The organism is Maribacter aquimaris (assembly GCF_014596745.1).
Lineage (GTDB): Bacteria > Bacteroidota > Bacteroidia > Flavobacteriales > Flavobacteriaceae > Maribacter_A > Maribacter_A aquimaris.
The window spans coordinates 127,901-153,230 of the sequence record NZ_JABTCF010000008.1 but is presented as its reverse complement, the minus strand read 5'-3'; the positions used below and the strand labels follow the sequence as shown (position 1 = coordinate 153,230).

Genomic DNA, 25,330 nt, shown 5'->3' with positions numbered 1-25,330 from the left:
TCATAAAGGCCTATTTTAGTATAAATAGGCCTTTTTTTTACCCAAATGACCAAAAAAATAAGCTTTCTCCTTGTCGTCTTACTTACTACTTCCTGTAGTATACTACAACCCATACCCCAACCAAAAACGGAATTCAGGGGTGCATGGGTAGCAACGGTGGTTAATATCGACTGGCCAAAAAATGGTGCGGATTCCATCGAAAAAAAGAAAAAAGACTTTCTGAAAATACTCGAATTCTATGATGCCTTGAATTTCAATGCCATTATTGTTCAAGTGCGTGCCGCCGGAGATGCATTTTACGCTTCCGAATATGCTCCATGGTCACGGTTTTTAACCGCTAAGGAAGGCATGCCACCTGCGAATGATTTCGATTATTTGGAATGGATGATCAATGAATCGCACAATAGGGGAATCGAATTCCATGCCTGGTTGAATCCCTATAGGGCCACTTTTGATTTGAAGACTGAAATCCTGAGTCCCACCCATGATTTTAACCTGCATCCTGAATGGATGGTCAAATACGGCAAAAAATACTATTACAACCCAGGGCTTCCTGAGGTTCAAAAGAGAATGGTGGAAGTTATGACCGAATTGGTTTCCAATTATGATATCGATGCCGTTCATTTTGATGATTATTTCTATCCCTACAAAATCAAGGGAGAAACATTGAAAGATTCAACCATCTATTCCGCATATGCACTACCCCATCAATCCTTGGACGATTGGCGTCGTAGCAATATCGATTCGCTGGTCATGAAAGTACATAAATCCATTAAACAGGTTAAACCTTGGGTGCAATTCGGTATTAGTCCGTTTGGGGTATGGAAAAATAATTCCACGGACCCACGTGGATCTGACACCAGGGCAGGACAAACGACTTATGAGGACCTTTATGCCGACCCACTTACCTGGATGGAACAAGGTTGGATCGATTATTTAGTTCCCCAAGTATATTGGAGTATGGACCTCCCTGTAGCGTCACACACCAAAATTGTCGATTGGTGGTCGAAAAATTCCAAAAACACCAATCTATATATTGGTAATGGGGCTTACAAAGTGCGAAACAATAGCGATAAGGCATGGGATAACATTAAAGAACTCCCTAACCAATTGAAACTGGCGCGAAAAAACCCCAAGGTTCAAGGCAATGTTTTCTTTAGTGCCAAAAGCCTAATGAACGATAATCATGATGTCGTAGACCTCCTCAAGAAAAAATTCTATCCCAGCCCGGCCCTATCCCCTATTTCGCCTTTGGCCCCAAAAATGGAGGATAACCCTATTCAATTCAAATCCATGGAGATTAATAATGAAAGTTATGAACTGAATTTTTTGAATTCAGAGGATTATCGATATGCTATCGTATACCGCACAGGAAAAAAGAAAAAGGACTTCTATCCCATAAAAAAATTACTGATGAAAACCACCATTGAACGCGGGGAAAGTGTCATCATTCCTAAAGAGGACCTCAAGGGCAAGAAAAGAATAGCTGTCACATTTATAGACAAATACGGACATGAAAGCATCCCTATGCTACTACGTTTAAATTAAATACAATATAGATGATACAAAAAGACAAGTGGGCATGGGCATGGGTACCCATTCTCTATTTTACCCAAGGACTCCCCTATGTACTGGTCGTAACAGTATCAGTAATCATGTACAAAAAATTAGGGGTCAGTAATGAGGATATCGGACTCTACACCAGTTTACTATATTTGCCATGGGTGCTAAAACCCCTATGGAGCCCATTTGTTGACTTAAAAAGCACCAAGCGAAAATGGTTTTTGGCAATGCAATTATTGATTTCCATAGCACTATTGGGAGTGGGATTAAGCTTACCTACCCAAATGTTCTTTATGACCACCCTGGCCTGTTTCTGGATGGCCGCCTTTGCCTCGGCCACCAATGATATTGCCTCCGATGGGTATTATATGATCGGGTTGACCGAAAAGAAACAATCATTCTTTGTAGGCATACGGAGTACCTTTTACCGTTTGGCGATGGTCACTGGGGAGGGACTCATTGTTATCTTGGCGGGCTTTTTAGAACAAAAGTATGGGGACAATACCAAAGCTTGGAGCATGACCATGATCGCCACGGCCTTTTTGATGTTGGCGTTGACCCTATCCAACTTTTTCGTGACACCAAAATTTGAATCCTCCTTGGCCTTTGCCAAGGACAAGCCCAAGGGTTTCTTGGAAGTATTCTCTTCTTTCTTCAACAAACCAAACATTGGTATTGCCCTGACGTTTATCTTAACATACCGACTAGGCGAATCACAACTGGTAAAAATGGTTGCCCCATTTTTATTGGATTCCCAAGATAAAGGAGGTTTAGGCTACTCGACAGAACAACTGGGAACCATTTTTGGAACCGTTGGGGTGATTTTTTTATCATTAGGTGGTATTTTGGGTGGAGTTTTGATATCCCGTGACGGATTAAAAAAATGGATGTTGCCCATGGTTCTCTCCCTCAATATCCCGAATATACTCTATGCCCTACTCGCATTTACAAAAACTACGAATGTCGTGGCAGTAACAACAACCGTAGTCTTTGAGAAATTTGGATATGGTTTTGGATTTGCAGCCTTTTTAATGTATTTGATCTATATCGCCGAAGGAAAATCAAAAACATCGCATTACGCCATTGCCACAGGGTTTATGGCGCTGGGAATGATGTTGCCCGGCATGATCAGTGGCTATATCCAACAATGGTTGGGATATGGCGGCTTTTTCATTTGGGTGGTCCTAGCCTCACTCCCTGCCCTATTTTTACTGAAATTCATTACCTATCCTGCCGATTTTGGCAAAAAAACAAAAGATACCGATGCCTAAAATACTGTCATACCAACAAGCATCCCATCAGTTGAGCCTTATTGAAAAAATAGGTCAATTATTTATGCCTGCCGCATTTATCAATGATTCGGAAGAAGAAATCCAAGCCTTGGAACAACTCATCTGTGAAAATCATGTAGGTGGACTTTGTTTTTTTCATAGTAGGTCGAGTGCAGCGACGAATTTTGAAGGCAAAAAAAAGGTCCTCTATAATAAGGAAAGTTTTAGGACGCTCCAAAATTTGGTTGAACGCTATCAAAAAAAGGCAAAACATAGGCTCCTTATTGCCATTGATGCCGAATGGGGACTTGCCATGCGTATCGAGAATACACCACAATACCCATACGCAGTAACAATGGGTGCCATTCAGGACAATACCGATTTGGTGTTCCAAGTAGGGAAAAACATAGCACACGATTGCAAACAAGCCGGTATCCACTATAATCTGGCCCCGGTTGTTGACATCAACAACAACCCCAAAAACCCTGTTATCGGTTATCGTTCCTTTGGTGAGGACAAGATTAATGTCACCAAGAATTCGTTGGCCTATCTTAAAGGAATACAAAGTGAAGGTGTCATTGGGAGCATCAAACATTTTCCGGGTCATGGGGATACGGCCATTGATTCACATTTAGGGTTACCCATCATTGAAAAATCCAAAGAAGAATTATTGAACAATGAACTTTACCCCTTTCGAAAACTCATAGAAGAAGGCGTTGATTCGGTAATGGTCGGACATCTTTGTGTCCCTGCCTTATCCCAGGGAAAACAGATACCTTCAAGTATTTCCAAAGACATGATCAAAGGCGTTTTAAGGCATGAACTTGGTTTTAAGGGCGTCGTTATTTCCGATGCACTGAATATGCATGCCGTATCCAAAAACCACCCTGTAAAAGGGGAATTGGAATGGCTGGCCTTTGATGCTGGAAACGACATCCTCTGCTTTGCCGAACATATTGCTGCCGGAATAAGAACGATTTCGGAAAAGACCACCCAAACGCAAATCGAGGAAGCATTTAAACGGGTATGGTCATTAAAGGAAAAAGCAATACGGGCCGAAGTTGGTTCCCGTTCTGAGCTCAGCGACCCTGATTACCTGAATACCGAAATAGCCAAAGCAAGCATCACCATGGTCCAAGGGAATAAGGATGACATTGCCAATTTTAGGAAGGACGGCTTTATAGGTATCACCAATAGTACAGAAGTGGATAAATCCTTTTTGGGAATGTTAAACGGACCTCATGATTTTCGTACGTATTCATTAAAGGTCACCATGGATTCTTCCCTTGAGGGTATCGAAAAGGAAGGAAACATTCTGCTATCGCTTGAACCTCCCCAAGTGAAACCCACCCATAATTTTGGATTTACAGACGATGAAATCAATAAGATCAATGAATTACTAAACACAGGGAATGTTGTATTGTACCTTTTTGGGAATCCCTATGCACTGCAACTTTTTGACTATCACAAAGCACATTCAACCGTTGTGGCCTATCAAAACTTCAAGGTATTCCAAGAAGTGGCAGCGTCCCATTTTAAGGGTAGTATCACCGCTAAAGGCAAACTACCAGTGGAATTACAATAATACTTTTTATGCCATTCTCGGCATATCACCAAATAAAAACCCCACACTATCCATTGAATAATGTGGGGCTTATTATTGTAATACGTCTTACTACAATTCCTTAATCTTGATATTTCGGAACCAAACATCATCACCGTGATCTTGCAATCCGATATAACCCTTGGCAGGAACTTCTGCCCAATCAGGATTTAGACCTGGGAATTTACTACCAGCGACCAATTCCTTCCATTCTGGGGTCCATAAATGATACTCAACTACATTTTCACCATTTTGGTTATGGATAACAGTACCTTTAAAGACTGTAAGCTCTATTTTGTTCCATTCACCGGCAGGTTTTGCATTCTGTGGTTTAGCTGGAATCAGATCATATAAAGATCCAGCCATACGATTGCCATCCTTGCCCAATTTGGCATCAGGGTGTCTCTCGTTGTCCAATACCTGCATTTCAGGAGCGGTTTTCCAGATATAATCCAATTTTTCCTCTCCTAGGTAAAAGATACCAGAGTTACCTCCTTCAGAAATTTTCCATTCCATACTAAGCGTGAAATTTTGGAATTTCTTATCAAAGATAATATCACCACCGTCTTTTGACCCAGCCTCACCCCTTCCGGAGCCGACCATATGTATGGTACCATCGATAATTTCCCAACCTTCAGGAAAATGGTCTTTTTTATATCCTCTCCAACCTTCAGATGTTTTTCCGTCGAAAAGCATAACCCATCCATCGGCTTTTTCAGCTTCGGAAAGTCCGTTCATAGGGGCTTCTTCCTTGGTTTCCTTTACTACTTCAGCTTCTGTAGCTGATTCTTCTTTTTGTTCTGATTTTTTTTCCTTACAACTATTAAGTACAGGAAGCATAATCAATCCGAAAATAAAAACTAAACTTATTTTTCTCATTGGTAACTATTTATTGGTTTTTAAAACAGAACCAGCCCCTTTGGGGGATGGTTCTGCTTATTTGATTACTGTTAATTATTATTCAACTCTTAAGCTGGCATATCTGGCAATGACCAACCTTCCCTATAGGTGTGTTTCACCAACTCTTCAGCATAAGCTACGGCATTCATTGGTTCGGTCCAATCCTTATTAAAGGTTGGGTGACCATCGTGAATCTTAAATCCATCCCTAATAACAGTTTTGATTTCCTCATTAGGGCCTATATTGGTGAATTTCATATTCTCACCGTCCCATTTAAGTGTTTTGTTCAATGCCTGTAAGCGAACTGCCAATACACCCATTACGACCATTTCATTGAAAGGACCAGCCTCCGCAAAATCAGAAGTACAAGGTTTTCTGTTATCAGCACTTTCCTTACATGCACGTACCCAATCCATTTCGTGGGCTCCCTTATTCCATGAAAGACCAATTTCGTCCTCAACCCTACGTTCAGTTTTTGCTGCCGTAATCTTCTTACCGGACAACAATTCTGGCTCCACACCATAACAACCTACGTGTAGGATATCTTTTGTTCCATAAAAGAAGGTTCCTCCACCACTTTTGTTAGGATTTTTACCTGAAGGCCAATTGTCTGGCAACATAGGCTTGATACCACCGTCATACCAACTTACATCGACTTCTCCCAATTTCATCTTTCCTTGCCTACCACCTCTAGATGGGAAGGTAAGTTTCACTGCTTGGGATACCGGGGCTGAATCATTCAATAATAATGAAGAGCTCGCCTGAACTTTGGAAGGATAACCTAATTTCAATCCTTCAAACACAGGATGAAGTATATGGCAAGCCATGTCACCTAAGGCACCTGTACCATAATCCCACCATCCTCTCCAGTTCCATGGATGGTAAACCTCATTGAACGGACGCATTTTCGCTGGGCCAGTAAACAAGTCCCAATTCAAAGTGTCGGGTACCCAATCCCCTTTTTCGGGAGTATTCAATCCTTGTGGCCAAATAGGTCTGTCTGTAAATGATTCAACCTTGGTCACATCACCTATGGCTCCACTCCATAGAATTTCACAAGTTTCCGCAACACCGGCGCCAGAGGCACCTTGGTTCCCCATTTGGGTCGCAACATTATATTTATCGGCTAATTTGGTCAATAACCTGGACTCATAAACAGAATGTGTCAATGGCTTTTGAAGGTACACATGTTTACCCATGGTAATTGCATTGGCTGCAATAACGGCATGTGCATGATCCGCAGTAGCGATAACCACACCATCAATCTCATCACCCATTTCATCGAACATCTTACGCCAATCCCAATACTTTTTGGCATTTGGATATCTGTCGAATGCCCCTTTGGCATACTTCCAATCCACATCACAAAGTCCAACAATATTCTGACTCTCCAAATTCTTTAAATTAGCCAGTCCCATACCACCAACACCTATGCCGGCAATGTTTAATTTATCACTTGGGGCCACATGGCCAAGCCCACTTACGGCATACGACGGTACAATCGTAAAAGCAGCGGAGGCAGCCAAGGTTTTGCCAACGAAATCACGGCGTGTTAAAGTGTTCTCTTTCTTAATCTTACTCATATTGCATAACTTTAAAATTGGTTAAAAAAATAGTGAATCGGTTATAATCATGGTTATTCCATACATCATAGAATCATAAAACCCTTTAAGAATCCGGATACTTCGATTTTCTGGAATAAACACGAATAGCCTTTGGAAACTAATTAATCCTAAAATTAATCATTTTTGTCAAAATTTAATAGCAAAAAATGCTAGAATATTCAAATAAACACCAACAAATTCCCTATCTCACAGAAACAGCGGAATCTATGATTAAAAAAATCCAGGTTTAATTCCTTTTAAATCTGAAACTGACTATCTTTCAATTCTCTTTTTTGAGCATAAAACAACGGAAAACAATGAAAACATTTAAAGTCATCGGACTCATGTCTGGCACCTCTTTGGATGGTTTAGACCTCACCTATTGCCATTTTACAAGAACTTTGGATCGCTGGGCATATCGAATTACAAAAACCCAAAGCATATCCTATTCAAAAAGCATGAAGGATAAATTGAAGAATTCAATATACCTTTCCGCCGATGAGCTTTTAACGTTCAACAACACCTACGGCCAATGGCTCGGTGAACAGGTAAAGTCGTTCATTAAAACCAATGCCTTAGAAGTGGATTTTATAGCAAGTCATGGACACACAACACACCACCAACCAGAAAATGGCCTCACCTACCAAATTGGATCAGGACAACATTTGGCCAATGCCTGTAAGCATAAGGTTGTTTGTGATTTCCGCACCAATGATGTTGCCTTGGGCGGTCAGGGGGCCCCTCTCGTTCCCATCGGGGATCGTTTGTTGTTCGGGGAATATGATTTTTGTTTGAATCTAGGGGGCATAAGTAATATCTCCTTCGAAAAAGACGGCCAACGTATAGCTTACGATATTGGATTGGCAAACATGATCTTGAATTATATTACCCAAAAAATCGATTTGAATTACGACAAAGGAGGTCAATTGGCCGAAAGCGGATCGGTTAATCAAAAAATGCTCGACGCTTTAAATGCCTTGGATTATTACAAATTACCTTTCCCAAAGTCAACAGGCTTTGAATGGTTTGAGGACAAGGTTGTACCCATAGTCGATGCCACCGATGAAAGCATTGAAAATCTTTTGCACACCTCGATCCACCACCTATGCGAACAAATTGCCCTTCAGGTAAAAAGTAATACCACAAAACAAAAATCGAATTTATTGGTTACCGGGGGTGGCGCCTTGAATGATTTTCTCATCGCTACGCTCAAAACCAAATTAGGGGAAGCTGTTGATGTTATCGTACCCTCCCAAGAATTGATTGAAAACAAGGAAGCCCTGGTTTTTGCCCTCATGGGTGTTTTGAGAATTGAAAGGGAAATCAATGTCCTATGTTCGGTGACCGGAGCCAAAAGGGATTCTTCAAGTGGTGTGGTTTATCTACCCAATTGACGCCGTATTGATTACCATAACCCCCTACGGTCCGAATTAAAAAGAAGATCACCCAAATTCGGTTTCCTTTTTTTTGATAGGTGGGAAACAACCTTTAAGAAAATCAAGGCTGTTATCAAGGCATCTCCTGAGGCCGTATGCCTGTCATGTTTCTTCAAGTTGAAAACCGCGCATAAACGGTCCAAGGAATAATGGTCTTGTTTCTTTTCACAGAGCGATGTTTTCTTAAAAAGAACACCGGTGTCCAACACCTTGTTTTTAAGTTTGGGCAACCCCATTCGGGCCAATCCCGCATTGACCATCGCAATATCAAAAGCGGCATGATGGGCAACCAAAACCGCATTTTCCACATAACCCAAAAAACCCTTTATGGCCGCTGCCTCAGACAATTTATGAATATTCCCCTCTTTTAGGATGCCGTGGATACCTACGGTCCCAACATTGAAAACATCTTGTTTAACATACGTTTCCAGGGAATCGCCAACGTCTATCCTTAAATCTACAATCGATATGGCCCCGATGGATAATATGCGATCCTCCACAATATCCAAACCTGTTGTCTCGGTATCGAATACGACAAAACGGACAGCATTCAGTTCCTGTGGCTGTTTATTTTTGAAATGACCCGTATAATCCTTCCAAAATTCCGGTTTATGCCGTTTAAAAATCTCCTTGAACATTTACATTATTTGGGCTAGTTTAAAACGCACTTTAATCAATTCCTGAATATCCTTTATAGCACCAAAACAACCTTTCAATTTTAAACGGTTAGCCTTGCTGAGTGACTTTAGGTCGAAAAACCTACCCGAATCGTTGTGTTTTAGTCCCTCCACCGTTCTAAAGCGCAGTAGGACCTTAAAGGCATCTATGCAAGCATTGTACAAATCCTTGTTCTGAGGTTCTAACCCTGCAAGCACCTCGAACCTTTTAATGGTATTGTTATGCTCCTTGATACTATTTGAAAGTACCAAGAGTCTAGCAGCATCCACCAAGGGCATCATGGCTCTGGACTTAATATCGAAAAGATCCTTATGCTCTCCACTCGATTCCACCAGGAACTGTCTGAAAAAACTTAGTGGTGGTGGGTTTTTTATCGCATTCAAAGCTAGGAAGTTCAAGAAAATCCCGTAATTATCAATAGATTGGAATATACTATCGGACATCCGATCAACCAAATTGGCATCGCCATACACCCTATCGTAGTCAAAGAAAATGGTTGAGAGCATTATCTTGTCCTCATCGGGTTTGGTAATCCAATCATTGAACTGGTTTTTCCACTCGGTCAGTGACAAACACCATTTGGAATTGCTTGCCATCATTTCGGCCGGACAGAATTCAAATCCCACCACATTCAATTTTTCCGTTACCAACTGCGCGAATGCGAGAAAGTATGTCTTTGTTTTTTCTTGATGTTCAGGAGGTACATCCCCAAAAACCAGTGCATTATCCTGATCGGTCAATAACAGTTGCTCACCCCTACCCTGGCTACCCAAAGAAAGCCATGAAAAAGCAGTGGGGGGCCGTTGGCCCATTTCATCAATACTCAATTCGATTACCTTTTGGCAAATAGCCTCATTAATGGCCGAAATGATCTTCGAAACCAAACTAACAGGAATATGTTGATCCAGGTAACGCTGCATCAATCCTTGGGATTTTTGACGAACCTCATGCAGTTTAATGGCGGTTTCCGCTCTTTTAACCTCCTTGATCAAGTATGAGGGATTATTGCTTTGTGCAACAACAATATCATGTTCGGAAAGGACTCCGACCAAGACAGAATCGTTTGTACCGTCCTTGGTTACGCAAAGGTGGGTGATTTTATTTCGAAGCATGGTAATTTGTGCCTCGGCGATCGAAATATTTTCAGGTACGGTAATAACAGGCGAACTCATGATCTGCGTGACCGAATTGGATATACTGTATTTTCCCGTTGCTATTTTTGTCCGTAAATCCTTGTCGGTGATTATCCCCCTAGGTTTGTCATTGTTCGTGATGATGATCGATCCGACTTTTTTTTCGGTCATTGTGATTGCCGCGGTCATTATATTGGTGTCCTCGGAACAGGTAACCGGATTTTTTTTAACCCCTACATTCTGTAAGTAGGCCAAGTGCCCTGTTTGCTGATTGAATTCACCTTCCAAGGAATATGGCCGTCCTATGTCCCTATCCAAGTAAGGGTTCAGGGTATTCGATGCAAAACTGGCCATTATGAATTTATTAGCATCAATATTACTCGTTATATAGGCTTCCAACAAATCCGAGGATATCGCATATACGATACTTTCCTCAATAGCCTTGGCACTTAATAGGTAAGCACTTTGTCGTATAAGTGCCCGAAGACCAAAAATATCCCCCTCATCACATTCATCAACAAGAACATCGCCTTCCCTAAAAATACCGACAGCACCATCTTTTACTACATAAAAAACATCGTGTAAATCATCTTCTTTCTGAAAAACATAGTCCCCCACGTCGTAATAACCAATTTTGACCTGTTCACAAATGGTCATTAATTGTCCTTCATCCAACGCATTGAAAGGCGGAAAATCCTTTAGGAAATCATAAATACGTTCTGCTATCGTATTTTTCATAAGTTAAAGATAATCAATGAAATCGACTCGTAACCCAAGACCTAAAATACAGGAAGGAACTTAGGAACAAACAATGATGTTCAGCTATAAAACAACCCATATATCATTCAATATTACATGAAATTATCAAACCATTTGGACCCATAATCCTTATTTATTGCTAATTTGATATATTTATGCTAATTTTATATATATGAAAATTGATTGCTGCCCGAACTGTGGATCCGAACAATTCGTCAAGAGTGGAATCATCAACCAAAGACAACGTTACAAGTGCAAATCGTGCAACTATTTCTTCTCGGTCAACAAGATAGGTAAGAGTATTGACCAATACTACGTGAATAAAGCGTTGCAATTATATCTAGAGGGATTGTCTTATCGTGAAATTGAACGCATCCTTGGCATTTCACATGTAAGTATCATGAACTGGGTAAAAAAATACAACATCAAAAGACCGTACAATCCCAACTACCATCCCACCTATAAAATCCTCAATGCAGGCGAATTGTCCAACTATTTCCAAAATACCGACAACCTATCGGGCGCAGGAGTGGTGGTTACCGAACTAGGGGATAAGTTCATGCTTATTAAATGGGAACGATTCCGTGATTAACTATACATAATTACCATTTATATATATCATTTTTTTATCGTGACTTTCTTTTAAGGAGTTTAGCAAAGCACACAAAACCAATTTGTTACTAACTAAACCCTAAAAATCATGAAGAAAATTGCTTTACTTCTGTTAGGTTTATTTGGTTCCTTTCAGATGTTGCATTCGCAAGGGTCACCTGATTATAATGGCGGCCTTAAAGTAAAATTTGATGAAGAAGGCAATAAATACCTTCGTATTATTTCCTGGGCCCAAGTCCAAGGAACGTACAACAGTGATGTACCCGACAACACCAGTAGCACGAGTTTCAACTTAAGAAGAGCCCGTGTTTTGATGTTTGCCCAAATCAACAAAAAGTTCTTGATCCTTACCCATTTCGGACTGAATAGTCTCAATAGTGGAACACTATCCCCCACAGGAAAGGGAGATGGGTCCCAATTGTTCTTTCATGACGTATGGGCACAATACAATGTGGGTGAGGACCATGTTGTTGGTGGTGGCCTACACTACTTTAACGGCATCTCAAGACTGAACAATCAAAGTACCCTTAATTTCATGACACTGGACAACAATCGGCAGTCATGGTCTACTTTAGGACTAACCGACCAATTTGCGAGGCACATAGGTATATTTGCCAAAGGTAAGTTCGGTAAGTTGCAATACAGGGTTGCCATCAATGACGCAATCACCAATGGCTTGGATACACGTACACCCGAACCCAATGGTGCAGCGGTATACGCAGGCAAACGACTACTTGGCTCCAAAGATTCCGGTAAAGCCTATGCAGGTTATTTCGATTTTAATTTCTTGGATCAGGAGTCTAATTTCCTACCTTTTAAAGTAGGTTCTTATCTGGGAACCAAGAAGGTATTCAATATTGGTGCAGGGTTCTTTTTACATCCTGGGGGATCGGTAATCGCTGATGCCACTGGAAATCTGGAGAAAGAAAATGTAAGTATCTTCGGTATTGACGCTTTTTATGACACCCCTTTAGGTGATGATGGAAGTGCCCTAACCGCATATGCCACGTATCAAAGCAACGATTACGGTACCGATTACCTGTATAGTGCCTATGGTACGGGAAGTATGATCTACTCCCATTTGGGCTATGTTTTTGCGGGAGACAAAACAAAGACAAGGTTTCAACCCTATGTTTCCTTTGCTTCCAACAGTTATGATGTAGTCGATGACAATAGGAATATCTTCGGTTTAGGCATAAATGCCTATCTCAACGGACATAACTCCAAATTAACAATGGAATACAAAAACCAAAAATTCGGGGATTCCGATTTGGGAACAGTAACCCTACAAGCAATGATTTATTTATAAAAACCAAACAATTATGAGTGAAAAACAAAAAAAGGCCACCGCGTATTGGAGGGAAAATCTAAAGTACCTGATTATTCTTCTATCTATTTGGTTTCTGGTATCGTATGGTGCAGGAATACTATTCAGGGAAACTTTAAATGAGTTTCGGTTAGGAGGATTCAAACTAGGTTTTTGGTTTGCCCAACAAGGTTCTATTTATGTATTCGTGATCTTGATCTTCGTTTATGTACGATTAATGAACAAACTAGATAAAAAATACGGTTACGACGAGTAATCTAATAACTAACCAAAAAAATTAAAAATTATGAGTGTTCAATTATGGACTTGGATTTTAGTTGGGATTACGTTCTCCATTTATTTTGGAATTGCCATCTGGGCAAGGGCTGGTTCCACTAAGGAATTTTATGTAGCCGGTGGCGGAGTTTCCCCATTGGCCAACGGTATGGCAACAGCCGCCGATTGGATGAGCGCCGCATCATTCATCTCTATGGCCGGAATCATTTCTTTTGCAGGCTACGATGGCTCTGTCTATCTCATGGGCTGGACCGGTGGGTATGTGCTTCTTGCACTACTGCTGGCCCCTTATCTTCGAAAATTCGGGAAATTTACAGTACCAGACTTTATCGGGGATAGGTATTACTCCAACACGGCGAGGACAGTTGCCGTTATATGTGCCTTGATCGTTTCTTTTACCTATGTGGCGGGACAAATGAGGGGGGTTGGAATCGTATTTTCACAATTCTTACAGGTCGATATCAATTTAGGTGTCATCATCGGAATGGCGGTTGTTCTTGTATTTGCCTTTTTAGGCGGAATGAAAGGGATTACCTATACCCAGGTGGCCCAATATTGTGTATTGATTTTTGCCTTTATGGTCCCCGCATTTTTTATCTCCATGCAAATGACCGGAAACCCTATCCCACAAATGGGAATGGGTGGAAAAGTTGAAGGTGGGACATTTCTTTTGGATAAATTGGATGCATTGCATACCCAACTAGGTTTCAATGAATATACCAGCGGAACAAAATCAACTTGGGACGTTTTTGCAATTACACTTGCCTTAATGGCGGGAACTGCAGGATTGCCGCATGTAATTGTCAGATTCTTTACCGTACCTAAAGTGAAGGATGCCCGTAAATCGGCAGGACTCGCCTTACTGTTCATTGCCATTTTATACACCACGGCACCCGCTATCGCCGTTTTTGCGCGGACAAACCTCATCGAGACGGTCGACAACAAGTCGTATACCGAAATACCACAATGGTTCAAGAACTGGGAAGACACTGGTTTAATTGCTTGGGCAGATAAGAATAATGATGGAAAAATCCAATATGTCGCCGGTAACGCCTTAGAAGGAAAAAAACCGCTATTCACCGATGCTCGTGGTGCCAATGGGGAACGATTGATCTCCAATGCAAATACATCGTCCAATGAACTTTATGTCGATAGGGACATCATGGTATTGGCCAACCCTGAAATCGCTAATTTACCAAACTGGGTAATCGCATTGGTTGCAGCGGGTGGACTGGCTGCAGCTTTATCAACGGCAGCAGGATTATTATTGGTGATTTCCACATCGATCTCCCATGACTTGATCAAAAAGCAAATCAAACCCGATATTTCGGAAAAGGGAGAGTTAATGGCGGCACGAATCGCTATTTTGGTTGCGATCATTATCGCCGGTGTTTTTGGAATATATCCGCCAGGCTTTGTGGCCGCGGTTGTCGCATTGGCCTTCGGTCTTGCTGCCGCATCATTCTTCCCTGCCATTATCTTAGGTATTTTTGATAAAAGAATGAATAGTAAGGGGGCCATTGCCGGTATGATCGTGGGTATCACCTTAATGCTATTCTATATGATTCGGTATAAAACAGGACTTGTCGGTGTCATGGATGCCCGACCCGCCAGTGAATGGTGGTTCGGTACGTCACCTGAAGGTTTCGGTACGGTTGCTATGATCGTTAATGTCATCGTATCGGTAGTGGTTTCAAGAATGACCGCCCCTCCACCAGAAAATGTACAGGAAATGGTTGAAAGCATTAGAATACCAAGCAATGCAGGAGAAGCCAGTTCCCATTAAGATAGTTAGTTGATTGTTGAAAAAAGCAGTGCTCCCTCTTGGAGTACTGCTTTTTTCATATATTTATAATTATAGCCCAAAACCATGAAAAAACGGCACGAACAGAAATTGATAATCCTATCGATAGGCATGCTACTGCTCTTCAATATTCCTCTTTTATGGGTTTTTAATATTGATGGTGCCCTATTCGGCATCCCCTATTTTTATTTCTACATATTTTCCGTCTGGCTCGTATCCATAGTAATTTCATATATCATACTTAATAGGTTCTATGAGTAATTATTTATTGGTCATAATCATTTTCTGTTATTTGGCAGTGCTTTTTTACATTGCGTTCATCGCCGAAAAGAACGCCAAGAGCAAATGGGTAAACAACCCCTATATCTACACCTTATCCTTGGCCGTATATTGCTCCGCCTGGACGTATTATGGCAGTATTGGTACGGCTGCCAATTCCGGGGTGGAATTCCTTCCCATTTACCTTGGTCCGGCCATAGCCGTTCCAATATGGATCATTCTGCTACGTAAGATCATACGGATATCAAAACAACATAAGATATCGTCGATTGCTGATTTCATTTCGCTTCGATATGGTAACAATCGTTTTTTAGGGGCCTTGATCACGGTTTTGTGCATTACGGCCACCGTACCCTATATTTCATTACAACTTAAAGCAGTTGCCGACACCTTTTCCATAATGACGAATGAACCCCATCCCATAGGTTTGGGTATGTTTGACGATTCTACCTTTTACATCGCACTGATTTTGGCTATTTTCGCGACATTCTTTGGCACCCAGGCTACCGATGCCTCTGAAAAACACAAGGGCATTGTTACCACGGTAGCTTTTGAATCCCTATTGAAATTGACTTTCTTTTTGATCATTGGTATTTATGTGACCTACTACCTCTTTGACGGCACGGAGGATATTTATAATAAAATATCATCAGAGCCCAACTTCGATTCCTTGATTAAATTACCCACCCTGGAAAGTGGGTTCAATTGGTTCTTTATGTTAATGCTCTCGTTCACTGCTATTTTTCTATTGCCCAGACAGTTCCAAATTTCAGTTCTGGAAAATAGCAGGGAAAAACATCTTAAGAAAGCCATCTGGATGTTCCCCCTTTACCTATTGCTTTTTAACGTCTTCGTTATATTCATTGCTTGGGCCGGCAAATTGACATTTGGGGAAAACGCTAATGCGGAATACTATACCCTATTACTCCCATTGAACAGTGGTCATACCTTTTTAGCCCTTTTGGTCTTCCTTGGAGGGTTTTCGGCTGTAATATCAATGGTAGTCGTTTCTACATTGGCCCTGTCGAAAATGATCAGTAACAATTTGATCATTCCATATGGTTTCCTAGACAAGTTCATAAAAGCGAAACCCGAGGAGAATGCCCTTTATATCAAGAATATTCGACGCATATCGATATTTACCATCATTATTCTCGCTTATTTCTTTTACACTAATTTCTCCATAGAACTCTCCCTGTATTCCATTGGGTTGATTTCCTTTGTGATCGTCGCCCAATTGGCCCCATCATTCTTTATTGGTCTTTATTGGAACCGTGGTTCCTCCTTAGGCTCCATCCTAGGTATTTTATTGGGGTTTGCGATTTCAACCTACACCTTGATCCTCCCGTTTACCATAGAGGCATTTACCGGGGGCAGTGAATTTACCGACTTAGGGCTTTTCGGGATTGCAGCGTTAAAGCCCTATGCGTTATTTGGTATTGACTTTCTAAGTCCACCCGCCCATGCATTTTTTTGGAGTTTATCTGCCAACATAGTATGTTATTTGACCATCTCCGTAGCTTTTAAGGGGCACTATAGGGAGCGGAATTATGCCGAGATGTTCGTCGACAGCAAAAACTATTCCTCGCTACAGGATAACGCCCTCGTATGGAAAGGGGAAGCTTATGTCGCGGATATCAAAAATGTCCTGACCAAATTTTTAGGGGAAGCAAGGACTCAGCGTGCACTGCAACTTTTCTTCAAAAAATACCACATACCAAGTGACACCCAAATGGCAGATGCCCGATTGATCAATTTTTCAGAAAAACTGCTGACAGGAAGTATCGGCGGTGCCTCGGCGAAGATCCTAATTGCAGGCGTTGTCAAGGAACAAGAGATCAGCTTGACCGAAGTATTGAAGATTTTGGAAGAATCAAAGGAAACCATAAGCAGTAACAAGGCATTACAGGAAAAATCGATCGAACTCACCGATTTAACGGGTAAACTAAAAGAGGCCAATGAGGAATTGATCGTAAAGGATAAACAAAAGGATGAATTCCTGGATACCGTCGCCCATGAATTAAAAACACCCATTACGGGTATCCGGGCCGCCTCCGAACTTTTGATGGATGAAAACGACGACATGCCCCCGGAAATTCGACAGACCTTCCTTAAGAATATCGTCAGTGATTCTGACCGCCTATCGCGACTGATCAACAATATCCTTGATTTTGAAAAGCTTTCTACCGGCAGACAACAGTTGAACTTAAAAAAACACAATATCCAAAAGACCTTAAAGAAAGCCATTGGTAACATTCAACATATCGCTGCCAAAAAAGAAATCAAAATAGTGAACCTCAATAGCTTTAATTTTGAATTACCCTATGATGAGGACAGGATACTCCAGGTATTGACGAACTTACTTTCAAATTCCCTAAAATTCTGTGAGTCCGAAAAGGGTGTTATAACCCTGGATTATAAATTAGGGAACAATTGTATCGAGGTTTACGTGAAGGATAACGGAAAAGGCATTCCCGATGAGGATATTAATTATATTTTTGATAAATTCTACCAATCAAAAAACCAAAATACGATTAAGCCCCAAGGCAGTGGACTAGGGCTGGCGATAAGCAAACAAATAATCGAAAAACACAACGGTAGGATTTGGTTGGAAAAAGGTGTCAAAGTTGGCTCAACGTTTGGATTTAAGCTGCCTTTTAATTAAATTGTACACGCTATTGAAAACGAAAAAAATATTAATCGTCGATGACGAGCCAAATATTGTAATGACATTGGAATACGCTTTCAAGAAAAAAGACTTTGAAGTGTATATAGCCAGGGATGGTGGTGAGGCCATGCATATTCTGGAAACAAGCATTCCCGATGTGGTTCTGTTGGACATAATGATGCCGAACGTGGATGGTTACCAAACGTTGGAGCATATCAAGAAAAACGAGGCCCTCAAGAACACCAAAGTGGTGTTCCTGACAGCAAAAAATAAAATTTCAGATATTGAAAAAGGACTAAAACTTGGAGCTGATAAATATTTAACCAAGCCGTTTTCAATTAAAAAAATAGTTTCAGAGATACTTGGACTACTTAATTAACCATTGGTTTTGTGTGCAAACAACACCTATGTCTAATTAATGTAAGTTAATATGAAATTACGTCTCAACCCTTTGGCATCGGATATCTTTATCTGTGTATATGCCATCGTATCCCTTTACCTGCGTTTTAAATATGAAAGTGAAACAACAATCAGTCCAATGAACTCCATTGTCATGGGCATTTGTTTTGTGGTAATACTGTGGGTGTTGATCAAATTAAAGGTACTTAACCCGAATTGGTTTGGACTGTTCAACCCCAAAAAAAACAAGTCATGAATTACCAGGAATTCTACAAACAGAGCATTGGGAATCCAGAAGGATTTTGGAAAGAACAAGCTGAGAACCTTCACTGGCATCAGGCTCCCGAACACATACTTTCAAAAGATGACGATGGGTATCCGCAATGGTTCGCCGATGGTAGGTTGAATTTGAGTTATCTCTGCATAGACAAACATATCGAAGATGGATTTGGACGTCAGAATGCCCTAATATATGATTCACCGGTCACAAATACCAAAGAGATAATTACCTATAATCGTCTTCACAAAGAAGTTTCAAGACTCGCTGGGGCCTTAAAGGATTTAGGACTCGAAAAGGGTGATACGGCCATCATCTATATGCCCATGATACCCCAAGCCCTCTATTCCATGTTGGCTTGCGCAAGAATCGGTGTTATACATTCCGTTGTATTTGGCGGATTTGCCCCCCATGAATTGGCCATTAGAATAGATGATTGCACACCAAAGGTCATCATTACCGCCTCCAGTGGTATAGAAATCGACCGGATCATACCCTACAAACCTTATGTTGACAAAGCCATTGAAATGGCCGCGCACAAACCTAATAAGGTCATTCTTTTCCAAAGACATTTAGGGGCCGACACCCCTGGGAAACCCTATGATATCGACTATCTGGAAGCTGTCAAGAATGCCTCACCAGCAGAACCCTTGGCGGTTGAAGCCACCCATCCCTCATATATCCTATATACCTCGGGTACCACGGGTAAACCCAAAGGAATCATTAGGGACACTGGAGGGTATGCGACTGCACTCAAATTCTCAATGAAATACGTGTATGGGGTAGAGCCCGGGGATGTGTTTTGGGCGGCCAGTGACGTAGGCTGGGTTGTAGGACATAGTTATATCGTTTATGGACCATTGATCAATAGGAACACCACCATTCTTTTTGAAGGCAAACCCATCAGGACTCCCGATGCCTCGACATTTTGGAGGGTTATCAGTGAACATAGGGTAAAAGTAATGTTTACGGCACCCACGGCAATCAGGGCCATCAAGAAGGAAGATCCCAATGGGGAAATGATGAAAGGCTATGACCTTTCAAGCCTTAAGTTCCAATTTTTAGCTGGGGAACGCTGTGATGCATCCACCTTAAAATGGACCGAGGAAAAATTAAAGGTACCCGTCATTGACCATTGGTGGCAAACAGAATCCGGATGGCCGATGTTGGCCAATATGGCCGGAGTGGAATTGGCCAAGGTAAAACCAGGCTCTGCCACCTTTCCTGTCTGTGGGTATAATATTCAAATACTGGGTAATGACGGTGAAATATTAGGGGCGGGCTCAGAAGGCTTTGTAACCGTAAAATTACCTTTACCTCCAGGGAACCTGAAGAATATTTGGAAAAATCCGGAAAGATTCAAAGCAGGTTATTTAGCACGTTTTCCCGGTTATTATTTTTCAGGTGATGGCGGTTATAGGGATTCGGATGGTTATGTCTATATCACCGGAAGGGTGGATGATGTCATCAATGTGGCAGGACATCGGTTATCCACCGCTGAAATGGAAGAAATCGTCGCTTCCCATCCGGCTGTGGCCGAATGTGCCGTAATCGGGATCAATGATGACCTTAAGGGCCAGATCCCCTTAGCCTTGGCCGTGACCAAATCCGGAAATGAAATCGCGGAATCGGTCATCCAAAGTGAGGTCATCAAGGAAGTTAGAAATCAAATTGGACCGGTTGCCTCATTAAAACAAGTGATTTTGGTAGATCGATTGCCCAAAACACGTTCTGGAAAAATTCTACGTAAATTGTTACGCAGTATAGCGGATAATGACGACTATAAAATACCATCAACAATTGATGACCCAAAAATAATCGATGAAATAGAGAACGTTTACAAAACGCATAAAATAGGATCAAACTAAAAACAAAGACCAATGAGTAATTATCACATTAAACACCTAGAGGAATATTATCAAGTTTATAGAAAATCCGTTCGTAACCCCGAGAGTTTTTGGGAAGAAATCGCAGAGGAACATTTCATCTGGCGAAAGAAATGGGACACCGTATTGGAATGGGATTTTTCCAAACCGGAGGTCAAATGGTTTCAGGGTGCCCAATTGAACATTACCGATAACTGTATCGACAGGCATTTGGCTACCCGCAGGAACAAAACCGCCATCCTTTTTGAACCCAATGACCCTGAGGAAGAGGCACAGCATATCACCTACGGACAGTTACATGAAAGGGTTTGCAAATTGGCCAATGTACTTAAAGACAATGGTATAAAAAAAGGCGATCGTGTTTGTATTTACTTGCCCATGATCCCTGAACTCACCTATGCCCTTCTTGCCTGTGCGCGTATTGGGGCAATCCATTCCGTTGTCTTTGCAGGTTTCTCCTCAAATGCAATTGCTTCCAGGATCAATGATTCCGATTGTAAAATGGTGATAACATCAGACGGTTCTTATCGTGGAAACAAATCAATCGATCTTAAGGGAATCGTGGATAAAGCCTTGGAAGAATGCCCTGGTGTACAATCCGTATTAGTGGCCAAAAGGATCCAAAGTGACATTGAGATGGTTGAAGGTAGGGATAAATGGCTGGCCCCTTTGATGGATGACGCCGATAGCGTTTGCGAGGCAGAGACCATGAATGCCGAGGATCCGTTGTTCATTCTTTATACTTCAGGATCCACAGGAAAACCAAAGGGAATGGTTCATACCTGTGGGGGTTATATGGTTTATACCGCCTACACGTTTAAAAATATATTTCAATATCGCGAAGAAGATGTTTTCTGGTGTACGGCCGATATTGGTTGGATTACGGGACACTCTTATATCGTATACGGACCCTTGGCCAATGGCGCTACATCGATAATGTTCGAAGGCGTTCCCTCCTACCCTGATTTTAGTCGTTTTTGGGAAGTGATCGAAAAACACAAGGTGAATCAGTTTTATACGGCACCTACCGCTATCCGGGCTTTGGCAAAGGAAAATTTGGATTATCTAGAAAAACATGACCTATCATCCTTAAAAGTCCTCGGTTCAGTGGGTGAACCCATTAATGAGGAAGCTTGGCACTGGTATAACAATAATGTAGGTAAGAAAAAGAGTCCGATTGTTGATACTTGGTGGCAAACTGAGACGGGAGGTATCATGATTTCCCCTATCCCCTATGTTACGCCAACCACACCAACTTTTGCCACCTTACCCTTTATAGGCGTACAACCAGCATTAATGGATGAGGAAGGCAAAGAAATCAAAGGCAACCAGGTAGAGGGACGACTGTGTATTAAATTCCCATGGCCATCGATTGCGAGGACCATATGGGGCAATCATGAGCGTTATCGGGACACCTACTTTTCGGCATACAAAAACATGTACTTTACAGGTGATGGTGCCAATAGGGATGCCGTAGGGTATTATAGGATTACAGGCCGCGTCGATGATGTGATTATCGTATCTGGACATAACTTGGGAACTGCCCCTATTGAAGATGCCATTAACGAACACCAGGCTGTGGCAGAATCCGCAATCGTAGGATTCCCACATGACGTTAAAGGAAATGCCCTATATGGCTATGTTATCCTGAAGGAAACCGGTGAAAGTCGTGATAGGGATAACGTTCGTAAGGAAATCAATCAACAGATTACCGAACTTATTGGCCCTATAGCCAAATTGGATAAAATTCAATTTGTGTCCGGACTACCAAAAACACGAAGCGGTAAGATTATGAGAAGGATTTTGCGTAAAATCGCCAGTAATGACACTTCCAACCTGGGAGATACCAGTACCTTATTGAATCCTGAAGTCGTTAAGGAAATTATGGATAACGTTCTATAGTACCCTTAACCGAAGATCGTAAAAACATGAAACCGTTCTTAAGGCATTCCTTAGGAACGGTTTCTTTTATGTAAGCCAACGCTAAACCAAAAGTTTCGCGCGCTTGGAGATTTTTCTTCGCATTAGCAGAAAAATAACGAGGGATACCAATCCGCAAATAGCCAATCCCACAAACATAGGCAATACGCTTTTCTGTATAAAACTACCTACATAGGCCGCAATTGGAATCGAAAACAATGTGGAAACAAAACCAGTGATGGCTGCCCCGATGCCAGCAATATGCCCTATGGGTTCCATGGCAATGGATCTAAAATTACCCCACATAAAGCCTAAGCAAAAAAACTGGGCAGAAAGAAAGCTGACCAGTACGACTATATCCGGATTGTCCGCATTCCAAAACAATAGTACGTACAATAGTGCAATACTACTGAAGATCGAAAGGGCAGTCAATGATAATTTTCGCATACCGAATTTCAACACCAAAGTACCATTCAAAAAGGTAGACAACCCTATGGAGACTGACAAACCTGCAAAAATAAAGGGAAAAGTATCCTTAAGTCCATAAATATCCTCGAATATATGTTGAGAGGCACTGAGATAAACCAGGAAAGAGCCCGTAATCAATCCAGAAATCATAGTGAATGCCATGGTCTCCTTATACTTGAGCAATTCCTTTAGGCCATCAACAAAAATATGGCTCGAAAATGGAATTTTATATTCAGGATGAAGGGTTTCCGGTTGTCGTTTCCAAAACCATATACATACAACCAAAGCGAGGACCAATTGTAAATAGAAAATGGCTTTCCATCCAAAAGCAATCATTACACCTTTTCCGATAGCAGGTGCCACAACAGGCACCATTATAAAAAAGGCTGTGACAAATGACATTACCTTTGCCATATAATCCCCCTTATAGGTATCCCTGATAATCGCTACACATATGGTTCTTGCCGCCGATAATCCTATGCCCTGGAATATCCTTCCCACAATCATCCATTCCAAGGAAGGGGCAAATAGGCATACAACACTGGCCAAGGCGAAGACCGTAAATCCGGAATAGACCATTGGCTTTCTTCCAAACGTATCCGATAAAGGTCCAAAAAACAATTGACCAATTCCCAACCCCAAAAAAATCATGGTGATCAATAGTTGATGATCGGTAGCATCAAAACTATTTATAGACACACCAATCTCGGAAAGTGCAGGCAACAAAGCATCAATGGCCAATGCCGCAATGGACATCAATGCTGCCATAAGGGCTACAAATTCAAAATTGGGTTTTACTTTCTCATTTTGCATCTGGCAAAGGTAGCCATATCCCCTTTAATTAATTATTAATAAAAAATCAAATTCGTAAACGAAAAAAAACCTCGATGGGGATATGAACCCGCATTGCATATGGCCAAACCGATTACAAAGGTATGTTGCCGTGTTTTCTATCGGGGCGGATTACCTCTTTACCCTCTAACATACTATAGGTTTTGATCAATTTTCGCCTCGTATTTTCAGGTCGTATCACCTCATCGATAAAACCCCTTCTTGCCGCCCTGTAGGGGTGGGCAAACTTCTCGGCATATTCCGCTTCTTTTTCCGCCAACTTGGCCGTAGGGTCTTCCGCTTCCGAAATTTCCCTTTTAAAAATTATCTCACTAGCCCCTTTGGCCCCCATCACCGCGATTTCCGCCGTAGGCCATGCATAGTTGAAATCAGCGCCAATATGTTTTGAATTCATTACGTCATAGGCCCCACCATAGGCTTTCCTGGTAATGACCGTAACCCTGGGTACGGTGGCTTCACTAAGGGCATATAATAATTTGGCCCCATGTACGATGATCCCGTTCCATTCCTGATCGGTTCCCGGCAAGAACCCAGGCACATCGACCAAAACCAAAAGCGGAATATTGAAAGCATCACAAAAGCGAGTGAAACGGGCCGCCTTAATGGAACTTTTCACCCCTAAAACCCCTGCGAGAAACATGGGTTGATTGGCAATTATTCCAATACTCCTACCCCCTAACCTGGCAAAGCCCACAATCATGTTCTCTGCAAAATCCTTATGGATCTCAAAGAAGGAAGCCTCATCTATAATCCCCTTAATAACTTCATGCATGTCATAAGGTTTATTGGGATTTTCCGGAATAATATCCTTTAGGACATCCCGCACCTCGTCCTTAAACTCAAAGGGCAATTTCAGGGTGGTTTCCTTATTGTTCTGGGGAAGATAGCCCAACAATTTCTTAAGGTCCTCCATACATTCAATATCGTTGGCCGAAGTACAATGGGCCACACCTGATTTTGACGCATGGGTATTGGCACCACCCAGTTCTTCCGATGTCACCTCTTCATTGGTCACCGTTTTTACCACATTGGGTCCTGTTACGAACATATAACTTGTTTCTTCGACCATGAGGGTGAAATCGGTCATCGCAGGTGAATAAACCGCTCCACCGGCACATGGCCCCATGATTGCGGATAATTGCGGAATTACCCCAGATGCCTGCACATTCCTGAAAAATATATCGGCGTAGCCCCCCAGAGAGCGAACCCCTTCTTGAATACGCGCGCCACCGGAATCGTTCAAACCGATAATGGGCGCCCCAACTTTCATGGCCAAATCCATTACTTTGCATATTTTCTCCGCATGGGTCTCTGACAAGGCTCCACCAAAAATCGTGAAATCCTGGGCATACACATAAACCAATCGTCCATTGATGGTACCATACCCCGTGACAACCCCATCTCCAAAATACATTTTATTTTCCATATCGAAATCGGTGGAACGGTGCGTGACCAAAACCCCCATTTCTTCAAACGAACCTTCATCCAATAGATAATCGATTCGCTCCCTTGCTGTCAATTTCTTTTTGGCATGCTGTTTATCGATACGTCTTTTACCTCCGCCCTTATGGGCCAGAGCCACCCTTTCTTCTAATTTCTTCAATCTTGGATCCAT

The 25,330-nt window shown here is 41.8% G+C and carries 20 protein-coding genes; 14 read left to right on the top strand and 6 right to left on the bottom strand.

All coding sequences use genetic code 11. The features are described 5' to 3' along the window. The first annotated feature begins 45 nt into the window (after nt 1-45). The 3 genes from HPE56_RS13370 to HPE56_RS13360 are packed head-to-tail and all read left to right on the top strand — an operon-like array spanning nt 46 to nt 4,419. Nucleotides 46-1,548: a glycoside hydrolase family 10 protein gene (locus HPE56_RS13370; RefSeq protein WP_188244256.1), complete on the top strand. Its 1,503-nt coding sequence runs from the start codon at nt 46-48 to the stop codon at nt 1,546-1,548. 11 nt (nt 1,549-1,559) lie between these two features. Next, nucleotides 1,560-2,834, top strand: coding sequence for an MFS transporter (locus HPE56_RS13365; protein WP_188244255.1), 1,275 nt, complete (start codon nt 1,560-1,562; stop codon nt 2,832-2,834). Continuing rightward, the gene (locus tag HPE56_RS13360) at nt 2,827-4,419 is read left to right on the top strand and encodes a glycoside hydrolase family 3 protein (protein WP_188244254.1); all 1,593 of its coding nucleotides are present in this window, start codon (nt 2,827-2,829) and stop codon (nt 4,417-4,419) included. Before HPE56_RS13365 ends, HPE56_RS13360 begins: the two co-directional genes overlap by 8 nt. 90 nt (nt 4,420-4,509) lie before the next feature. Here the strand turns inward: HPE56_RS13360 and HPE56_RS13355 are convergent, their stop codons facing one another. Together HPE56_RS13355 and HPE56_RS13350 are read right to left on the bottom strand one after the other, a co-directional pair. After that, entirely contained in the window at nt 4,510-5,316 is an 807-nt protein-coding gene (locus HPE56_RS13355) for a 3-keto-disaccharide hydrolase (RefSeq protein ID WP_188244253.1), read from the bottom strand. A gap of 89 nt (nt 5,317-5,405) precedes the next feature. After that, nucleotides 5,406-6,920 (bottom strand): Gfo/Idh/MocA family protein, encoded by a 1,515-nt coding sequence (locus HPE56_RS13350; RefSeq protein ID WP_188244252.1) that lies wholly within the window; start codon nt 6,918-6,920, stop codon nt 5,406-5,408. A gap of 338 nt (nt 6,921-7,258) precedes the next feature. On the opposite strand from HPE56_RS13350, the gene HPE56_RS13345 reads away from it, so the two are divergent. Next, nucleotides 7,259-8,335, top strand: a complete 1,077-nt coding sequence (locus HPE56_RS13345) for an anhydro-N-acetylmuramic acid kinase (RefSeq protein ID WP_188244251.1) — start codon at nt 7,259-7,261, stop codon at nt 8,333-8,335. A gap of 11 nt (nt 8,336-8,346) precedes the next feature. Here the strand turns inward: HPE56_RS13345 and HPE56_RS13340 are convergent, their stop codons facing one another. Beyond that, nucleotides 8,347-9,015: a 3'-5' exonuclease gene (locus HPE56_RS13340; protein ID WP_188244250.1), complete on the bottom strand. Its 669-nt coding sequence runs from the start codon at nt 9,013-9,015 to the stop codon at nt 8,347-8,349. Further along, the gene (locus tag HPE56_RS13335; protein ID WP_188244249.1) at nt 9,016-10,926 is read right to left on the bottom strand and encodes a DUF294 nucleotidyltransferase-like domain-containing protein; all 1,911 of its coding nucleotides are present in this window, start codon (nt 10,924-10,926) and stop codon (nt 9,016-9,018) included. Nucleotides 10,927-11,119: 193 nt separating this feature from the next. Between HPE56_RS13335 and HPE56_RS13330 the strand changes: the two genes are divergently transcribed. The 10 genes from HPE56_RS13330 to acs all read left to right on the top strand — a co-directional run bounded on the left by HPE56_RS13330 (nt 11,120) and on the right by acs (nt 22,377). Further along, nucleotides 11,120-11,539, top strand: a complete 420-nt coding sequence (locus HPE56_RS13330; protein WP_109652989.1) for an IS1/IS1595 family N-terminal zinc-binding domain-containing protein — start codon at nt 11,120-11,122, stop codon at nt 11,537-11,539. Nucleotides 11,540-11,647: 108 nt separating this feature from the next. Then, entirely contained in the window at nt 11,648-12,868 is a 1,221-nt protein-coding gene (locus HPE56_RS13325) for a hypothetical protein (protein ID WP_188244248.1), read from the top strand. Between the two features lie 13 nt (nt 12,869-12,881). Further along, complete coding sequence (locus tag HPE56_RS13320) at nt 12,882-13,142, top strand: DUF4212 domain-containing protein (RefSeq protein ID WP_188244247.1); 261 nt, start codon at nt 12,882-12,884, stop codon at nt 13,140-13,142. Between the two features lie 30 nt (nt 13,143-13,172). Beyond that, the gene (locus HPE56_RS13315; RefSeq protein ID WP_188244246.1) at nt 13,173-14,948 is read left to right on the top strand and encodes a sodium:solute symporter family protein; all 1,776 of its coding nucleotides are present in this window, start codon (nt 13,173-13,175) and stop codon (nt 14,946-14,948) included. Nucleotides 14,949-15,032: 84 nt separating this feature from the next. After that, complete coding sequence (locus tag HPE56_RS13310) at nt 15,033-15,227, top strand: hypothetical protein (protein WP_188244245.1); 195 nt, start codon at nt 15,033-15,035, stop codon at nt 15,225-15,227. Further along, nucleotides 15,220-17,910 carry a sensor histidine kinase gene (locus tag HPE56_RS13305; protein ID WP_188244244.1) on the top strand — a complete coding sequence of 897 codons (2,691 nt, stop codon included), beginning with the start codon at nt 15,220-15,222 and terminating at the stop codon, nt 17,908-17,910. Before HPE56_RS13310 ends, HPE56_RS13305 begins: the two co-directional genes overlap by 8 nt. Before the next feature lie 13 nt (nt 17,911-17,923). Continuing rightward, a complete protein-coding gene (locus tag HPE56_RS13300) occupies nt 17,924-18,292 on the top strand; it encodes a response regulator transcription factor (protein ID WP_223170308.1) in 369 nt (122 codons plus the stop codon). Between the two features lie 51 nt (nt 18,293-18,343). Continuing rightward, entirely contained in the window at nt 18,344-18,568 is a 225-nt protein-coding gene (locus HPE56_RS13295; RefSeq protein ID WP_188244243.1) for a hypothetical protein, read from the top strand. After that, a complete protein-coding gene (locus HPE56_RS13290) occupies nt 18,565-20,457 on the top strand; it encodes an acetate--CoA ligase (protein ID WP_188244242.1) in 1,893 nt (630 codons plus the stop codon). The genes HPE56_RS13295 and HPE56_RS13290 overlap by 4 nt, the downstream gene beginning before the upstream one ends. A gap of 12 nt (nt 20,458-20,469) precedes the next feature. After that, nucleotides 20,470-22,377, top strand: a complete 1,908-nt coding sequence (gene acs, locus HPE56_RS13285) for an acetate--CoA ligase (RefSeq protein WP_188244241.1) — start codon at nt 20,470-20,472, stop codon at nt 22,375-22,377. An 81-nt stretch (nt 22,378-22,458) separates the two neighbouring features. Here the strand turns inward: acs and HPE56_RS13280 are convergent, their stop codons facing one another. Together HPE56_RS13280 and HPE56_RS13275 are read right to left on the bottom strand one after the other, a co-directional pair. Continuing rightward, a complete protein-coding gene (locus HPE56_RS13280; protein ID WP_188244240.1) occupies nt 22,459-23,676 on the bottom strand; it encodes a multidrug effflux MFS transporter in 1,218 nt (405 codons plus the stop codon). A 112-nt stretch (nt 23,677-23,788) separates the two neighbouring features. After that, nucleotides 23,789-25,330 (bottom strand): acyl-CoA carboxylase subunit beta, encoded by a 1,542-nt coding sequence (locus HPE56_RS13275; RefSeq protein ID WP_188244239.1) that lies wholly within the window; start codon nt 25,328-25,330, stop codon nt 23,789-23,791.

Coding starts and splice junctions, on each gene's coding strand:
- HPE56_RS13370 (WP_188244256.1), top strand. CDS start 46: ATGACCAAAAAAATAAGCTTTCTCCTTGTCGTCTTACTTACTACTTCC.
- HPE56_RS13365 (WP_188244255.1), top strand. CDS start 1,560: ATGATACAAAAAGACAAGTGGGCATGGGCATGGGTACCCATTCTCTAT.
- HPE56_RS13360 (WP_188244254.1), top strand. CDS start 2,827: ATGCCTAAAATACTGTCATACCAACAAGCATCCCATCAGTTGAGCCTT.
- HPE56_RS13355 (WP_188244253.1), bottom strand. CDS start 5,316: ATGAGAAAAATAAGTTTAGTTTTTATTTTCGGATTGATTATGCTTCCT.
- HPE56_RS13350 (WP_188244252.1), bottom strand. CDS start 6,920: ATGAGTAAGATTAAGAAAGAGAACACTTTAACACGCCGTGATTTCGTT.
- HPE56_RS13345 (WP_188244251.1), top strand. CDS start 7,259: ATGAAAACATTTAAAGTCATCGGACTCATGTCTGGCACCTCTTTGGAT.
- HPE56_RS13340 (WP_188244250.1), bottom strand. CDS start 9,015: ATGTTCAAGGAGATTTTTAAACGGCATAAACCGGAATTTTGGAAGGAT.
- HPE56_RS13335 (WP_188244249.1), bottom strand. CDS start 10,926: ATGAAAAATACGATAGCAGAACGTATTTATGATTTCCTAAAGGATTTT.
- HPE56_RS13330 (WP_109652989.1), top strand. CDS start 11,120: ATGAAAATTGATTGCTGCCCGAACTGTGGATCCGAACAATTCGTCAAG.
- HPE56_RS13325 (WP_188244248.1), top strand. CDS start 11,648: ATGAAGAAAATTGCTTTACTTCTGTTAGGTTTATTTGGTTCCTTTCAG.
- HPE56_RS13320 (WP_188244247.1), top strand. CDS start 12,882: ATGAGTGAAAAACAAAAAAAGGCCACCGCGTATTGGAGGGAAAATCTA.
- HPE56_RS13315 (WP_188244246.1), top strand. CDS start 13,173: ATGAGTGTTCAATTATGGACTTGGATTTTAGTTGGGATTACGTTCTCC.
- HPE56_RS13310 (WP_188244245.1), top strand. CDS start 15,033: ATGAAAAAACGGCACGAACAGAAATTGATAATCCTATCGATAGGCATG.
- HPE56_RS13305 (WP_188244244.1), top strand. CDS start 15,220: ATGAGTAATTATTTATTGGTCATAATCATTTTCTGTTATTTGGCAGTG.
- HPE56_RS13295 (WP_188244243.1), top strand. CDS start 18,344: ATGAAATTACGTCTCAACCCTTTGGCATCGGATATCTTTATCTGTGTA.
- HPE56_RS13290 (WP_188244242.1), top strand. CDS start 18,565: ATGAATTACCAGGAATTCTACAAACAGAGCATTGGGAATCCAGAAGGA.
- acs (WP_188244241.1), top strand. CDS start 20,470: ATGAGTAATTATCACATTAAACACCTAGAGGAATATTATCAAGTTTAT.
- HPE56_RS13280 (WP_188244240.1), bottom strand. CDS start 23,676: ATGCAAAATGAGAAAGTAAAACCCAATTTTGAATTTGTAGCCCTTATG.
- HPE56_RS13275 (WP_188244239.1), bottom strand. CDS start 25,330: ATGGATCCAAGATTGAAGAAATTAGAAGAAAGGGTGGCTCTGGCCCAT.